The organism is Trichococcus alkaliphilus, assembly GCF_003008695.1.
Classification (GTDB): domain Bacteria; phylum Bacillota; class Bacilli; order Lactobacillales; family Aerococcaceae; genus Trichococcus; species Trichococcus alkaliphilus.
The window spans coordinates 69,803-86,547 of sequence record NZ_PXZT01000011.1; the positions used below are offsets into that span (position 1 = coordinate 69,803).

At 48.1% G+C, this 16,745-nt stretch carries 14 protein-coding genes; 12 read left to right on the top strand and 2 right to left on the bottom strand.

Features of this window, described 5'->3' with window-relative positions; genetic code table 11:
* Positions 1–11: 11 nt before the first annotated feature.
* Positions 12–1,406, bottom strand: coding sequence for a glycoside hydrolase family 1 protein (locus C7R73_RS09790; RefSeq protein ID WP_106450337.1), 1,395 nt, complete (start codon positions 1,404–1,406; stop codon positions 12–14).
* A gap of 189 nt (positions 1,407–1,595) precedes the next feature.
* Here C7R73_RS09790 and C7R73_RS09795 point away from each other — a divergent pair, with 189 nt between their 5' ends.
* The 3 genes from C7R73_RS09795 (at position 1,596) to tkt (ending at position 6,150) form a co-directional block, all read left to right on the top strand.
* Positions 1,596–2,516, top strand: a complete 921-nt coding sequence (locus C7R73_RS09795; RefSeq protein ID WP_192875260.1) for a Gfo/Idh/MocA family protein — start codon at positions 1,596–1,598, stop codon at positions 2,514–2,516.
* Between the two features lie 106 nt (positions 2,517–2,622).
* A complete protein-coding gene (locus tag C7R73_RS09800) occupies positions 2,623–4,008 on the top strand; it encodes an MATE family efflux transporter (protein WP_106450339.1) in 1,386 nt (461 codons plus the stop codon).
* A 138-nt stretch (positions 4,009–4,146) separates the two neighbouring features.
* Complete coding sequence (tkt, locus tag C7R73_RS09805; protein ID WP_106450340.1) at positions 4,147–6,150, top strand: transketolase; 2,004 nt, start codon at positions 4,147–4,149, stop codon at positions 6,148–6,150.
* A 72-nt stretch (positions 6,151–6,222) separates the two neighbouring features.
* On the opposite strand, the gene C7R73_RS09810 is transcribed toward tkt, so the two are convergent.
* Complete coding sequence (locus C7R73_RS09810) at positions 6,223–7,125, bottom strand: ArsR/SmtB family transcription factor (RefSeq protein ID WP_106450341.1); 903 nt, start codon at positions 7,123–7,125, stop codon at positions 6,223–6,225.
* Between the two features lie 344 nt (positions 7,126–7,469).
* Here C7R73_RS09810 and arfA point away from each other — a divergent pair, with 344 nt between their 5' ends.
* From arfA to C7R73_RS09855, 9 genes are all read left to right on the top strand, one after another.
* Positions 7,470–8,969, top strand: a complete 1,500-nt coding sequence (arfA, locus tag C7R73_RS09815; RefSeq protein WP_106450342.1) for an arabinosylfuranosidase ArfA — start codon at positions 7,470–7,472, stop codon at positions 8,967–8,969.
* An 18-nt stretch (positions 8,970–8,987) separates the two neighbouring features.
* Positions 8,988–10,217, top strand: coding sequence for an extracellular solute-binding protein (locus tag C7R73_RS09820; RefSeq protein WP_106450343.1), 1,230 nt, complete (start codon positions 8,988–8,990; stop codon positions 10,215–10,217).
* A gap of 98 nt (positions 10,218–10,315) precedes the next feature.
* Positions 10,316–11,239: a carbohydrate ABC transporter permease gene (locus C7R73_RS09825; RefSeq protein WP_106450344.1), complete on the top strand. Its 924-nt coding sequence runs from the start codon at positions 10,316–10,318 to the stop codon at positions 11,237–11,239.
* 5 nt (positions 11,240–11,244) lie between these two features.
* Positions 11,245–12,084: a carbohydrate ABC transporter permease gene (locus tag C7R73_RS09830; protein WP_086629765.1), complete on the top strand. Its 840-nt coding sequence runs from the start codon at positions 11,245–11,247 to the stop codon at positions 12,082–12,084.
* Between the two features lie 14 nt (positions 12,085–12,098).
* Positions 12,099–12,512: a hypothetical protein gene (locus C7R73_RS09835; protein WP_106450345.1), complete on the top strand. Its 414-nt coding sequence runs from the start codon at positions 12,099–12,101 to the stop codon at positions 12,510–12,512.
* 23 nt (positions 12,513–12,535) lie between these two features.
* Positions 12,536–13,978: a glycoside hydrolase family 43 protein gene (locus C7R73_RS09840; protein ID WP_106450346.1), complete on the top strand. Its 1,443-nt coding sequence runs from the start codon at positions 12,536–12,538 to the stop codon at positions 13,976–13,978.
* A gap of 37 nt (positions 13,979–14,015) precedes the next feature.
* Entirely contained in the window at positions 14,016–14,969 is a 954-nt protein-coding gene (locus C7R73_RS09845) for a glycoside hydrolase family 43 protein (RefSeq protein WP_106450384.1), read from the top strand.
* A 17-nt stretch (positions 14,970–14,986) separates the two neighbouring features.
* Entirely contained in the window at positions 14,987–16,438 is a 1,452-nt protein-coding gene (locus C7R73_RS09850) for an alpha-N-arabinofuranosidase (RefSeq protein ID WP_239992617.1), read from the top strand.
* A gap of 1 nt (position 16,439) precedes the next feature.
* Positions 16,440–16,676 carry a DUF6171 family protein gene (locus C7R73_RS09855; RefSeq protein WP_106450348.1) on the top strand — a complete coding sequence of 79 codons (237 nt, stop codon included), beginning with the start codon at positions 16,440–16,442 and terminating at the stop codon, positions 16,674–16,676.
* Positions 16,677–16,745 lie beyond the last annotated feature (69 nt).

Sequence of the window (16,745 nt, forward strand, 5' to 3'; positions counted from 1 at the left end):
TCTTAGAAAACTTATGCGTCAAAACCATTGTTGTCTGAAACTTGTTTGAACCAGTAACCACTTTTCTTGATTGTGCGTTTTCCTTCTTCCGCCAGATCGACCGCAATGAAGCCGTAACGGTTTTTGTAGGCGTTTGTCCAGGACCAGTTATCCATGCACGTCCACATGTGGTAGCCTTTCACATTGCAACCCTCCTGCAACGCTTGATGGACATATTTCAGATGATCTTGGACAAATTCAATACGGTAATCATCTTCGATCATGCCATCCGCGTTGATGAAGCGTTCTTCGCCTTCCACACCCATTCCGTTTTCGGAAATGTAGCAGGGCAGGTTGCCATAGTTGTCGCGGACATTGATCAGGCAATCGTAAATGCCTTTTTCGTAGATTTCCCAGCCGCGGTACGGATTCATTTTGCGTTCCGGCCAGATGTAATTGTCGAAGTAATCATCCGGCATCGGCTTGTCTGACAGGCGTTCTTTGCTTTCTTTTTTCATGATGCGTCTTGGCTGATAGTAATTGATTCCCAGAATGTCGATGGTATTATGTTTGATGAGTTCTAATTCCGATTGCATATATTCCGGTAGGTAATCCAATTCCTTCAACAGCGAAACCAAATCTTCGGGGAAGGTGCCTTTGATGGCAGGATCCAAGAAGGAACGGTTGAAGAAGGCATCAGCGAGATGGGCTGCCTTGACGTCTTCAGGATCATTGTCATTGCGCGCGTAACTAGGTGTCAGATTGAGGATGATGCCGATTTGCCCGTCAAGGTTCATTTCATGATAAATTTTGATGGCTTTCGCGCTTGCCAAAGTTTCGTGATAAGCGACTTGAACGGCTTTTTTCATATCCACGACACTAGGGTAGTGGAATTGGTAGAGATAGCCGCCTTCGACCGGAACGATCGGTTCATTGTGGGTGAACCATTTTTTAACGCGGTCGCCGAACAGCTCAAAGCAGATGCGCGCGTAATCCGCATAGGCATCCACGACTTCTTTGCTTTCCCAGCCTCCTTTCTGTTGTAATGACAACGGCATATCAAAGTGATAGAGATTCATGAATGGTTCGATGTCGTTGGCCAACAGCTCGTCGATGTAGCTGTTGTAGAACGCCACCGCTTCCGGATTCACTGCGCCGATCCCATTCGGAATCAGACGGCTCCATTGAATGGAAGTTCGGTACGTTGTGTGTCCCGTTTTTTTCATGAGTGCTATATCTTCTTTGTAGCGATTGTATACGTAGGATGTGTCTTCAGGACCGACTTGATTGAAAAACAGTTCCGGGTTCTGCTTGTACCAGTGATCCCAGATGCTGTCCCCCTTGCCGTCTCCGGCAACCGTGCCCTCTGTCTGTGGTCCGCTTGCTGCCGATCCCCACCAGAAACCTGCAGGAAATTCGTATTTCATCTAAACAACTCCTTCTCTATGTCTATACATAACTTCAAATAGAATTATACAAAATAGAAAAAGAAAATGCAATCGATTTCAACGAAAAATATATATTTTTATTATTTCTCAATTATTTTCACGTTCTGACGAGAATTGGGGAGTTGATTATGGTATAAAGAGAACAAACAGGTTTGGAGGCGATTATTGATGAAGATTGGAGTCATCGGTTTAGGGAACATTGCACAAAAAGCATATTTGCCGGTTATGGTCGAGATGCAGGATGAGGTGGAATGGCATCTGTGCTCGCGGAACAAGGAGACGCTGGAAGCGGTCGGAAAGAAATTTGGCTTCCAGCATTTGTACACTTCGCTGGACGACTTGTTGGACAGCGAAATCGAGGCTGCTTTTGTGCACGTAGCTACCGTTGCCCATGGGGAAACCATCCGTAAGTTGCTGGAGCGCGGCATTTCGGTCTATGTGGACAAGCCCATCAGTGGTGATTTGGAGGAGACAAAGGAACTGATCGAGTTGGCGGACGCCAAGGGCTTGCTGCTTACCGCGGGCTTCAATCGCCGGTTCGCTCCGATGGTGGAACGGCTTAAAGAGATTCCTGACAAAAAGATGATCCTGATTCAGAAGGATCGTGTGAAGAACGTGGAATCGGTCCGCTTCGCTGTATATGATCTGTTCATCCATATCGCGGATACGGCTTTGTATTTGTTGGATGATGAGGTGGTTTCGGTGCAATCGCATCTGGTCGAAAACGAAGGGGAATTGAAACGGCTATGGCTGATGCTTGAAACGAAGAGCACCACTTGTTTCGTTTCGATGAACTATGAAGCGGGCGCCAATCAGGAAGTCATGGAAGTCCAAAGTCCGGAGGGGATTGCGCGCGTGCTGAATTTGACCGAAATGACCATCGAACAAAAAAACGGCAAGCAGCAAATTGCTTTCGGCGATTGGGAAGGGACACTCCGCAAAAGAGGATTCGAGCCATTGATCAATTCGTTTGTGGCGGGCATAAAGGAACATACCAACCCCGTCTCCACAGAATCAAGTTACCTGAGCCATTCGCTGTGCGAGAAAATTCTCGCCGACAACGGATTCGGAAACAATCCAAATGAATAGAACGATATTTTTGTAGGTACAAATTATATATTTTTGTTAATTTGTTCGTACATATCTGGTATAATATAAATCAGCAAGGCCTAGGATCATTAAATGGAGGTGAAGGATGACAAAAGATATGACTGCCGGCAGTCCTGCGAAGCTGCTTGTGCTGTTTTCGGTTCCGATGCTGATTGGGAATATATTCCAACAACTGTACAGCTTAGCGGATACAATCATCATCGGCAGGACATTGGGAGTGGACGGACTGGCGGCCATCGGATCGGTCGGCGGGGTACTCTTTTTCATCCATGGATTCGGGATCGGAGTCACTTCGGGTTTAGGGATCGTCATCGCGCAGCGTTTTGGCACTAAAAATGAGGAACGGATCCGGAAGAGCATCACGATAAGCGTCTGGATTACGCTTGCCATAACGGTCCTCATCACCATCCTGAGCGTTTGGCTGGCTGAGGATATCCTGTTATTTATGGATACACCGGCAGAAATACGCAAGGAAGCCGAAGCCTACTTTTTAGTTTTGATGTGGGGTTCGGTGGCGATCATGGTATTCAATTTGTTGAGCAACATCCTGCGTTCGCTTGGTGACAGTAAGCTGCCGCTGGTCATCCTGGTGATTTCTTCCCTATTGAATGTGGTGTTGGACTATGTGTTCATTGTCTGGTTTTCTATGGGGGTCGCAGGAGCAGCGTTTGCGACTGTTGCGGCACAATTGTTCGCAAGTTTTCTCTGTTTCGTATACATAAGGAAGAAAATGGCCATTCTGCGCTTTTCCAAAGAAGATTGGCGCGTGCACTCCGCAGACTTCTCTTTGCCATTGAAAATTTCGCTCCCGATCGGTCTGCAAGCCTCTATCATTTCAATCGGTTTGATTGTATTGCAGAAAAGTCTGAATGGCTTCGGACCGGAAGCGGTCGGTGGATACGCCATCGCCCAAAAATTGGACATCATGGCAACATTGCCGATAGCCTCCATCGGTATCGCGATGGCGACTTTCGCAGCCCAAAACTACGGGGCCGGATTGTATTCGCGCATTTGGGCAGGCGTGCGCATCAGTTTGCTGCTGTCCTTTGGCTACAGCATTCTTTTAGGAGGAGCGCTGTTGTTCTTCGGGACGGATCTGATCCGGCTATTGTTCAATCAGAATGATCCGGCTGTATTGGCATATGCGCATACGTATTTTATTGCGACGGCCAGCTTCTATCTGGTATTGACGACTTTGATCATTTTGCGGTATACACTGCAAGGTGTGGGCGACAATGCCGCGCCTACCTTTGGGGGTGTGATGGAGATGGTCGCGCGCGTCCTTGTTCCGTTGGGATTTTCCGGTCTGTTAGGCTATCAGGCTGTCGCTTTTGCCAATCCCGTTGCGTGGGTGGGGGCTGCCGTTCCCATGATGTACGCGTACCGTCAGTTGAAAAGGAAATTGACTTTATTGGAAGAGAACAGACGCAAGGAAACTGAGGGTGAGCCATGGATTGAATTGTCTGATTGATAATCCATTATTGCTACATATCTAAGTTAATAAACTGATATAAACCGATTCGGAATATGTTATAATAAGATTAAATCATGATTATAAAAGTTGGTTGAGGAGTTCAATACTAGATTCACTATCTTGAGGAGGAAAAAAATGTTTGATCAAATTGATGAGTTAGCAGTTAATGCAGTACGTACACTTAGCATAGACGCCGTACAGAAGGCCAATTCAGGGCATCCTGGTTTGCCGATGGGAGCGGCTCCGATGGCCTACGCGCTTTGGACAAAACATTTGAAAGTCAACCCTAAGAACAGTTTGTGGGCAGACCGTGACCGTTTCGTATTATCGGCTGGACATGGATCATCCATGTTGTACAGCTTGTTGCACTTATCTGGCTTCAATGTGAGCCTGGACGATGTGAAGAACTTCCGCCAATTCGGCAGCAAAACACCTGGACACCCGGAAGTGCATGATACGGACGGCGTGGAAGCGACAACCGGTCCATTGGGACAAGGGATCGCGAATGCGGTCGGTTTCGCAATGGCGGAAGCGCACTTGGCGGCTACTTACAATAAAGAAAACTTCCCGGTTGTGGATCACTATACGTACTTCCTGAACGGCGACGGCGATCTGATGGAAGGTATCTCCCATGAAGCGGCTAGCTTGGCTGGCCACTTGAAATTGGGCAAACTGATCGGTTTGTATGACTCCAACGACATTTCCCTTGACGGCCCGACATCGAAATCATTCACTGAAGATGTGGCTGCCCGTTTCGAAGCGTACGGTTGGCAACATATCTTGGTGAAGGATGGCAATGATCTGGAAGCTATCTCGAAAGCCATCGAAGAAGCGAAAGCTGAAACGGAAAAACCAACTTTGATCGAAATCAAAACCATCATCGGCTTTGGAGCTCCTGACGCAGGAACGCATAAAGTACATGGCGCTCCCCTGGGAGCGGAAGGCGTTACTTTCGCGAAAGCGGCTTACGGCTGTGCGGACGAAGCTTTCTGCGTACCGGCTGAAGTGACAACCCGCTTCGATGAAACAATGGTTGCAGAAGGCCAACAGGCTGAAGCAGCATGGACAGCAATGTTCAACGAATACAAAGCAGCCTACCCGGAATTGGCGCAACAATTCGAAGCTGCCATCGACGGTAAATTACCTGAAGGCTGGCAAGACAAACTGCCGACTTATGAAGTGGGCAGCGCAGCCAAAGCTAGCCGTGTGACCAGTGCTGAAGCGATCCAAGCATTGGGTGAAGCTGTACCTTATTTCTGGGGCGGTTCTGCGGACTTATCGTCCTCAAACAACACAATGATCAAAGCGGCAAGCGATTTTGAGCCGGGCAACTATGCCGGCCGCAACATCTGGTACGGTGTGCGCGAATTCGCGATGGCCGCTATCATGAACGGCATCGTTCTGCATGGCGGAACCAGAACGTATGTAGGAACATTCTTCGTCTTCACGGATTATCTGCGTCCAGCGATGCGTTTGGCTGCCATTTCGCACTTGCCAGGCACTTACGTGATGACGCACGACTCAATCGCGGTCGGCGAAGACGGCCCGACGCATGAGCCAGTGGAACACTTGTCCAGCTACCGCGGCATGCCGAACTTGACGGTTCTGCGTCCGGCTGACGGCAACGAAGTCAGTGCAGCATGGGAAATCGCCGTGTCTTCAGCGGACAAACCAACGATGTTGGTGCTGACGCGCCAAAACTTGCCTGTTTTGGAAGGCACAAAAGAAATGGCCCGCGAAGGCGTGAAGAAGGGTGCTTACGTGCTTTCTCCACAACAAGGCGAAACGCCTGCGGGCATCCTGATCGCAACCGGTTCGGAAGTGAACTTGGCTGTGGAAGCGCAGCAACAATTGCGTGAAGCCGGAGTGGACGTCTCTGTTGTCTCCATGCCGAGTTTCGATCTGTTCGAAGCGCAGGATGCAGCCTACAAAGAGACTGTCTTGCCTGGCGCAGTCCGCAACCGCATGTCCATCGAAATGGGCGCGACCTTCGGTTGGGAACGTTATGTCGGCTTGGATGGCCTAGCTTACGGCATCGACACTTACGGTGCAAGCGGCAATGGCAACGTGGTAATGGCGGAATATGGCTTCACTACTGAAAAAGTGGTTGCGGCCTATCAAGCAAAATTCGCAAAATAAACTTCATTAAAACAAATCAAAAAGCTGCGACCCACTCCTCTCGGAGCGGATCGCAGCTTTTTTTCTTATTTTTCAGGAATAGTAGGCTTTGAAGTTGATATCCTGGTCATGATTTCCGAATTTTTTGCCGAATAGGGTCACGCCTCCGACATTTTCCGCATCCGGCTTCACTTCGATGCGGATCTCCCATGTTTCGGCTGTCTTATTCAGGTCAGAGATGCTGACTTGGGAAAGGGGGTCTCCGTCCATGTAAGTACCGTGATGGGTTACCCTTAGTGTCTTCAACAAACCGTATTGGTTCAAGTTCGAAGGCCACCAAGATGGATTCAGCTTCCCGCGCGTATCCGCGAAGTCGCCTGGACTCGTCCACGTGCCCAACTCTGTTCCGTTCAGAGTGAATGTGATGTCGGATGGCCAAACATCATTCGAAAAAGGGAATTCCGAACTGATTTCCATGCTGATGTCAATCTGCTCCAACGTGTCATCAGGCGTCAGGAAATTGGGGGTCTTGTATTCCACATAGCCTGCAGTGAACCAAAGGATGCTGGCGTCCATTCGCCCGGAGTCCATGAAGTATTTCGGTTCATCGACATTTCCGATGAAATCTTTGGAATCAGCCAAGCCGCAAGTCGGAGTGACGTGATAATCCGTGTAGTGCCCGATTGGAATGGCGGTATCGAAGGTTTCGAAGGAGTGGTAGATTTTCTTCGGAAAATGGATGTCGATATGATCGACTTTCAGGATGGAGACCTTTTGGAGACCGGATATGCCGGGGATCCTTTCCGTTTTGATGATACCTACGGCTTCAAGTTTTTTGATGTGCTTTGAAATGATGGCGCTGCTTAGATTTAGTTCAAGCGCGAGATCTTTCACATTCATTTTTTGTTTGGATAATAATTGGATGATCTTTAAGCGTATATCGCTGGCCAATGCCTCGTATACAGCCAAAGATGATTCGGATATGTCCAATTGCATAAGCTCACCTCATTTTTCATTTATGTTAATGATATTGTTTATCACTGTATGTGATAAATATAAAAGTTTATCACTTGTCTGTCAATAGGTTGGATTACATTACTCTATGAGTTAACTAAAAAAGATATATCTCTCATAGGTTTATGAAAATGACGATCAAAAAGAGCGCAATGACAGTACTTATGAACATGGTTAACAAATATGTTTATTAAGTTCGGGATATTTTTATAAAAACAACGCAAATAGTATTGACAACGTTTGCATAGTTCGTTATTATTACCTCATAAGTTAATTTTATTAATCTTAGTAAACAAAAAGGTTAACTAAGTTAGTGAGGAGGACAAATGGAAGCGAAATTATCGATCAACAGGCAGAATACCATCAGCAAAATAGATAAGCGTTTGTATGGTTCGTTCATAGAACACTTGGGAAGGGCCGTATATGACGGCATTTACGAACCGGAACACAAAAATTCCGATGCAGATGGCTTTCGGACAGATGTAAAAGAGGTAGTGACGGAACTGAATGTACCGCTTATCCGTTATCCTGGAGGGAATTTTGTTTCAGGGTATAAGTGGGAGGATGGAATCGGGCCAAAAGAGATGCGTCCCAAAAAATTGGACTTGGCGTGGCGATCCCTGGAGACGAACCAGGTAGGCATCCACGAATTCGCCAAATGGGCAAAAGAAGTCAATGCAGAAGTGAACATGGCAGTCAATTTAGGCACGCGCGGCATCCAGGAAGCTGTGGAATGCTTGGAATATTGCAACTTTGAAGGAGGGACCCACTGGAGCGACTTGCGCAAGCAGAACGGATCGGCAGAACCTTTCGGAATCAAGACCTGGTCACTCGGCAATGAAATGGATGGTCCGTGGCAAATCGGCCATAAGACTGCGGAAGAATACGGGCGCTTGGCGGCAGAAACAGCTAAAGCGATGAAATTGGTCGATGACAGCATCGAATTGGTCGTTTGCGGAAGTTCGACCAGCAAAATGCCGACTTTCGGTGACTGGGAACGGATTGTTTTGGAACATACTTATGATTATGTCGACTATCTTTCATTGCATTGCTATTATGGAAATAAGGAAAATGATATAGGCAATTATCTGGCACAATCTTTGGATATGGACCGCTTCATCAAGACAGTCGTTTCCATCTGTGATTTCGTGAAGGTCAAAAAAGGCAGCGACAAACAAATCAATCTGTCGTTTGACGAGTGGAACGTATGGTATCACTCAAATGATCAGGATAAGGAATTGGAACCATGGCAAGTCGCACCGCCTTTATTGGAAGATATCTATAATTTCGAAGATGCCTTGATGGTGGGGTGCTTGCTGATCACGCTGTTGAAAAATGCTGACCGCGTCAAAATTGCCTGCCTGGCCCAATTGGTGAATGTCATCGCACCGATCATGACGGAAAAGAACGGAGATACGTGGAAACAAACCATCTTCTATCCGTTCATGCAAGTTTCCAATTATGGGAGAGGCGTGGTGCTGACTCCGCATGTCGAGTCGGAAACCTATGGATCGAAGGATTTTGCCGAAGTGCCGTATATCGAAACGATCGCAGTCCACAACGATGAAACGGATGAACTGGTGATTTTTGCGGTGAACCGATCAGAAGATACGGACATCTCCTTTACCTTCGAAGAAGAAGGGTTCGGGTTGGAAAGCATCTCCGAAGCGACGGAGCTAGCTGGATATGATAAAAACGATACAAATGCAACCAATCATGATTTGGTCAAATTGAAAGAAAAGTCGGATGTGGAACTAAAAGAGGGTAGATTGTCCGCTATTTTGAAACCGTTATCTTGGAATGTCATCAGAATAAAAACAAAATAAAAAATGGAGGCATAAAAAATGAAAAATGCACACAGAAAGTTTTTATCAGCAGCGACGTTGGCAGGCATCACCTTATTGGCAGGTTGCGGGAACGCAAATACAATCACCTTCTGGAACCCGTTGACTGGGGACGATGGTGCCTATATGGATGCGTTGGTTGCCGAGTACAATGAGACAGACCCTGAATTTCCCGTCGAGAGCGTCATCACAGCGGATATGTACACCAAAATCTACACAGTCATGAACTCCGGCAAAGACATTCCAGATTTGGCCTTGATTCACGCAGATCGCGTACCCCAATTCGCTGATTTGGATATGCTGGAGCCTGTCGAAGGTCTGATGGCAACGAATACCGATCTGACAGCGGACAACTACCTTGAAGTAGCCTGGAATGCAGGCAATTACGAAGGAACGCAATACACGGTTCCGTTGGATATCCACGGGAATGCGATGTATTACAACACCGATCTGCTGGATAAATATGACGCAAACACTTTCCTTGATGATGATGTGGTGACGATCGAAGAAATCCTATCGTTGGATGGGAAACTGGATGAAGGACAGTATGCCATCAATAATGCCTTGATCGAATGGGTGGCATTGGCGAACGTCGTCAACGTAGGTGGGGATATTTCCGACGAAGCCGGCAATCCTACCATCAATACGGATGCGATGAGAACGGTAGTCGAACAATTGAAATCGGTAGCGGATGCAGGCTTGATGTCACCTTACGGAGAAGATGGCTATGCGATGTTCCAATCGGGAGACGTGTTGTTCTCTACTGACGGAACTTGGACATCCACAGCTCACGGATCTGTTGAAGGATTGAACTTCGGAGTGACCAATATTTATTCCGTGACGCCTGACAAATTCACAAACAGATCTTCTGCCCACTTATTCTCATTGTTGAACAACGAAGACAGAACCGATGAAAAAGAACAAGGGGTAGCAGATTTCTTGAGCTGGATGCGCGAAAACTCAATCGACTGGGCAGGTGCCGGTCAAATCGTAGCAAGTAAAGAAGTGTTCGAGAGCGAGGAATACCAACAGTACCCACAATCCTTCTTCACAAGCTCAGATGCCGAAAAAGAAGCTTCCTATATCTTTGAGTACAAATATTACAGCTATGTCGAATCAGCTTTGGCTACCGTTTTATCTGACATGATCTATGGCAACATCACAATCGATGAAGGTCTGGATCAAGCGCAAAAAACAGTCGAAGATCTGATTGCCGAAAACGCAAGCTGATCATCCAACTGCAATGGAGTGACAAGGAAGTAATTCAAAAATTCATACGGCGTTCTTAATCGGAATCGCTGTATGGATTTTTTTGAAAGGAAGATAATATGCAAACATCTGAAGCTATATCCACCAAAGAAAACGCTAAAGACAACAAGAAAAAAAACTTTAAATTTCTGTATTTCATAGGTCCCCATTTGATTCTGTTCTTTGTATTCGTGCTGTTGCCGATCATATACGGTATTTATTCTTCATTCACACAGTGGAACCTAATTTCCGACCAGACTTGGGTAGGCTTGAACAACTACAAAACGATTTTGTTGGATCAGGAGTCGACGTTCTATTTTCAATTCCGGAATGGTCTGAAAAACACTTTGCTCTTTGTGCTCTACACGATCCCTTTCCAAATTCTGTTCCCGCTGATCATCGCAACCGTCATGCAGCATAAAGGACTGAAATTCAAAGGCTTGTTCCAAGCCATCTTTTATGTTCCAGGGCTCGTTTCCGCCTCGGCAGGTGCCTTGATTTGGCTATTGATCTTTAATCCGAGATTGGGGCCCATGAACAACTTGGTCGCTTCGGATATCGTTTGGACAGCCCAGCAACCGTATGCCTGGATCGTCATCTTCGTTATGTCGATGTGGGGTGCGATCGGCGGCAACCTGATCATTTATCGTTCCGCGATGGCGGGTGTATCGGAGGACCTTTACGAAGCCGCTGAAATTGACGGTGCGGGTTCGTTCCGGAAATTCATCAGCATCACGTTGCCTTCCATCCGGTTCCCGCTGTTCTATACATTCGTCATGTCCACTGCAGGTGCCTTCAATGTGTACGTTCAACCGTTGATGGCAACCAACGGGGGACCTAATCAGTCAACCACCGTCCTGATGATGTACATCCGCAACCTGGCATTCGGCTCGGGCGAGTCGGTTGCGGGTATGGCTTCCGCAATGGCAGTCCTGTTGGGTCTTGTCATTCTGGCAGTCTCAGCCTTGCAATTCTATGTCATGACGAAAAGATCGAAGGGGTGAAAAAGATGAGAAAAAACAATGTTTCAAAATATTTGGCTTATGCCTTCCTGATTCTGTTGGCGCTTGTCTGGTTGTTCCCGGCTCTTTTCGGGCTGTTCACATCATTCAAATCCCAAGGTGACATCATGGAAGTGGGCTTCCGGATGTTCCCTGCCAACTGGATCGTCACCAATTACCTGAAATTGCTGCAGAATACATCGAGCGCACCAATCATCACGTGGTTCTTCAATTCACTGTTCGTTTCGACCACTCATGCTTTGTTGGTTGTGGTAGTCGTCTCCTTGGCTGCATTCGGATACACAAGGGTCAATTTCAAAGGCCGGGATGCTTTGTTCTATGGCGTGCTTGCCATTTCGATGTTCCCATCAGCCGTGAATATCATCCCCTCCTATAAAATAGTGGATTCCTTGGGTTGGGTGAACACGTACTTGGCAGTCATCATCCCGGGCTTGGGAGGCGTCGGAAATGTGTTTCTGGTCCGCCAATTCATGCAGAATATTCCGGCAGAATACGATGAGTCCGCAAGAATGGATGGCGCTTCGGATTTCGTGATCTACAAAAATATCATCCTTCCTTTAGTGAAGCCTGTCCTGATTGTTGCGGGTATGTTCTCGTTCGTCGGCTCATGGAATGACTTCCTGTGGCCAACAATCGTTTTGAGCGATGTCAAAAAAATGACGATCACAGCTGGTCTGCAATTGCTTCAGGACTTGTACGGCAACTATGTGATGATCGGGCAACTGATGTCGGCTGCAGTCATCGCCATGATCCCAACAGTGCTGCTGTTCGTTTTTGCGCAGAAGTATTTCATTGATTCATTGAATCTAAATGTAGGTATTAAGTAACGGGGTGTTAAAAGATGAAAAGAACTTTGGAAAGAAACCTATTAAGAGGCGGTGCCATCTGGAATCTCATCAATGGGATGGTCACAATACTGGGATATGCAACATGGATCAAAACATCCGGAATCGGTGCGCTGTCTTCCGGGATGTCATCCGATATCAATTTCGACGGTTCTTTGATCGACTCCGTCTACACGATTGCAGTCGGGTACGGCATTCTGCAATTGATCATCGGTGTGTTCAATATCATTATTGTGCGCCGTCTCCGGAATAACCAAATACAGAAAAGGGTAGTTGTTTGGCTGGGGGGATTGCTCCTCTTCTCCATCAGCACCATGGATGTCATCGGCATCATCATCTACTCGGTGCTGTTCGTCATCTATCAATCGCGCAATAAAGCGATCCGATTGGCAAACCAAATGTCCCTTTAAAAAGAAAAGTCGAGGTTGTGATTGTGCGGAAAAAAATACTGTTTAGTCTGTCAGCTGTGGCATTATTGGGCGGCTGCGGGGAAGAAGCAAAAAATGCGACAGCGGTACCGAACCAGGAGGTCAGCCTAAATCAAAATTTCAAGGAAGCCTCCGTTCATGACCCGTCCATCATTTTTGCGGAGGGTCAATACTATGTCATCGGGTCCCATCTGGCATTCGCGAAGAGTCCGGATTTGATGAACTGGGAACAATTGGCGACGAGTGTGTCTACAAGCAAACTGTTCGAGGACGTCTCCGTTTCGTTGGCTGAAAGTTTCGATTATTCCAGAACGGATACGCTCTGGGCAAGCGACATAACCCAACTGAAGGACGGGAAATACTATCTTTATTATTGTTCCTGTGAAGGTAGCAGCCCACTGTCGACGCTGGGAGTGGCAGTGTCGGATTCGATCGAAGGGCCCTATGAGGACAAAGGCATCTTTTTGACATCCGGCACCGAGAGCATTACCGGTGAAGCGTTCGATGCGACGGAAGAGCCGAACGTCATTGATCCCCACGTTTTTTACGACGAGGAAAATAGGCTGTGGATGGTTTATGGCTCCTACTCGGGAGGTATTTTTATACTTGAGATGGACTCCGCAACCGGGTTTCCGAAAGAAAATCAAGGCTATGGCAAAAAGTTGTTGGGCGGCAACCACAGTAGGATTGAAGCCCCCTATATTTTATACAACAAAGACACAGACTATTATTACCTATTCTTGTCCTTTGGCGGGTTGGACGCAAGCGGCGGCTACAACATAAGGGTCGCGCGGTCGAAGAATCCCGATGGGCCGTATGAGGACGCAAGCGGCAATGCGATGATGGATGCCAAAGGTGAGGAAGGCAGCTTCTTCGATGATGAGGCGATAGAAGACTACGGAACCAAGCTTATCGGTAATTTTGAAATCACGAATGAACAGGATATTCCGGTCGGTGGCTATGTGTCGCCTGGGCATAATTCAGCCTACTACGATGAAGTTGAGGATAAGTACTACATCATTTTCCACGCACGCTTTCCGAACAAGGGTGAGCAAAATGAAGTGCGGGTGCATCAGTTGTTCTTTAATTCAGATGGGTGGCCGGTGATTGCGCCGATGAGATATGCCGGGGAGTCGCTCACCGCTTTGGAAGTAGAGGATATAGCAGGGGATTACCGCTTCTACAAAATGGACAATGCGATCGATGCCGAATATGAGGAGGAACTCGCGCTGACGTTGACAGCTGCGCATCTTGCCTACGGTCAAGGCGGAGGCTACTGGAAAGGGTCAGAATTGCCGAACGAATCGAGTTTGGTCCTGAATTTCACCGAATACAAAGGCTACTTCATCAGACAATGGGATGAAGTGAACGGAGTCGAAACGACGACTTTTTCAGGCATGTCCGCTGAAGGGGAAGCCCTGTTCGGCATCAAAAAAACAGAAGATTAGAGTAAAGAATAAAGAGGTGGATGCTTTGGTTAAGGCTATGACAACTTACAAAAACCCGATCGTGATCGAAAGAGCGGATCCGTGGGTCTACAAACATACGGACGGTTATTATTATTTCACCGGCTCGGTTCCGGGCTATCAGGAGATCGAAGTGCGCCGCGCGAAAAGCCTCAATGATCTGGAACAAGGGGAGCGCGCCAGCGTTTGGCACGCGCATGCAACAGGGCCTATGAGCAGCTTGATTTGGGCGCCGGAAATCCATCTGATCCAAGGGCGCTGGTACATCTATTTCGCCGCGGCCGGAACGGATCAAGTCGCCAAAGGGACGTTCCAGCATCGCATGTATGTGCTGGAATGCGACGACGAAAATCCGCTGACCGGCAATTGGATCGAAAAAGGCCAGGTCAAAACGGCATTCGAAAGCTTCAGCCTGGATGCGACTGCATTCGAATTGGGCAACAAGCTCTATTATGTCTGGGCCCAGAAAGATCCGGCCATCCCGGGCAATTCCAATCTCTACATTTCCGAAATGCAGAACCCTTGGACCCTCTGCGGCAAGCAGACGCTCCTGAGCATTCCGGAATACGATTGGGAAAAAGTCGGTTTCCTGGTGAATGAAGGGCCGGCGGTCATCATCCGCAACGGCAAAGTCTTTATCACCTATTCCGGCAGCGCGACCGATGAAAATTATTGCATGGGTCTGTTGTGGGCGGATACGGAAACCAATTTGTTGGACGGCTACAACTGGCACAAACTGGAGGAACCGGTCTTCCGGAGTTCTTCTAAGAACCAGCTGTTCGGGCCGGGGCACAACAGCTTCACCCGCAGCGAGGACGGGGAGAACGACGTGCTTATCTATCACGCGCGGCCGAAAATCGTGACGGAAGGCGATCCATTGGATGTGCCCGACCGCCATGCGCATGCGCAAGTGTTTTCTTGGAGCGATAACGGGTTTCCGATTTTCGGAGAACCCGGAACAGACAATGACTAGAAGGGATGGATAGCGATTTGAATAAGATACAAGTAACCTTGAACAGGGAAAAAGGAAACATCAGCCGTTATATATATGGTCAGTTTGCGGAGCATCTGGGCAGATGCATCTATGAAGGTGTCTGGGTAGGAGCCGATTCGGAAATCCCGAATGTCAATGGCATCAGGCAAGATGTTGTTGAAGCTTTGAAAGCCATCCAGGTTCCGGTCATCAGATGGCCAGGAGGCTGCTTTGCGGACGAGTACCACTGGAAAGACGGCATCGGTCCTACCGAAGAGCGCGCCACGATCGTAAATACGCACTGGGGCGGAGTGACGGAGAACAACCATTTCGGGACGCATGAGTTCTTTGAATTATGCAGACAGGTCGGGGCGGAAGCTTACATCAACGGCAACGTCGGCAGCGGCACGGTCCAGGAAATGCAGGAATGGGTCGAATACATGACGATGGACGGCATTTCGCCGATGTCGAAGTTGCGATGCGAAAATGGCCAGGATGAGCCTTGGAAAGTCAAATTCTTTGGCGTCGGCAATGAGAGCTGGGGCTGCGGCGGCAACATGCGTCCGGAATACTATGCTGATCTGTACCGCCGTTACCAAACCTATGTCAGACAGTACACAAAAGAACCGCTTTACAAAATTGCCTGCGGTCCGAACATCGATGATTACAATTGGATGGATGTGCTGATGAAGAATGCAGCACCTTTCATGGATGGCATCAGCCTGCACCATTATGCGCTGGCTTCCGTATGGGAAGACAAGCGCCCGGCATTGGGGTTCCCTGAAAAAGAATGGTTCTCGCTGATCGACAGCGCTTTGAAGATGGATGAATTGATCACACGACATAGCACGATCATGGACAAATACGACCCTGAAAAACGTGTCGGTCTGATCGTGGATGAATGGGGCTCTTGGTTGGCTGTGGAGCCGGGCACAAACCCCGGCTTCCTTTACCAACAGAACACAATCCGGGACGCGATGATCGCAAGTCTGACTTTGAACATTTTCCATAAACATGCGGGCCGCGTGCAGATGGCGAACATTGCCCAAATGGTCAACGTACTGCAGGCCATGATCTTGACCGAAGGCGCAGAAATGATCAAGACCCCTACCTATCATGTATTCGATCTCTACAAAAATCACCAGGACGCCACACTCGTGGATGCGGATGGCGCTGTTTCCGGCACGACCAGTTACACGGTCTCCAAAAAAGACGGCGTCATGACGGCATCCTTCTGCAACTACAGCCTGACTGACGCAGAAACCATCACGTTGAGCCGTGTCGACGGCGCATTCGGCGAAGTGACAGCAGAGGGCATCTTCGGAAACAAGACGGATGACCATAATTCGTTCGGAAATCCTGAAGCCGTTGCGAAACAAGCATTCACTGATTTCACAGTGGATGGCAACGAAGTGACGATTACGCTACCTCCGATGAGCATCGTTTCTTTGTACGCAAAGGAAAACTGACATGACCTGCAAAGGCTGCGAACGCCACAACCAGATGATGGAGATGGATATCGAAAGCGCTATCGATGAGCAACTGTCGATGGAGTTGAACCACGCTTCCGAAGAGCTGCGGGATCAACGTCTGGCTGCCTGCAGTGTGTGTCCGGCGCTTTCGGAGCATACGTGCCGGCATTGCGGCTGCTTCGTGCGCTTCCGTGCCAGTCTGCAGGACAAACGCTGCCCGTTGGGTAAGTGGTGAATCCATCCGTCTCAGGCGACGCTTTTGCATTAACGCGCATATCAACAGAAATAGCTGCCGGCTTGCTGG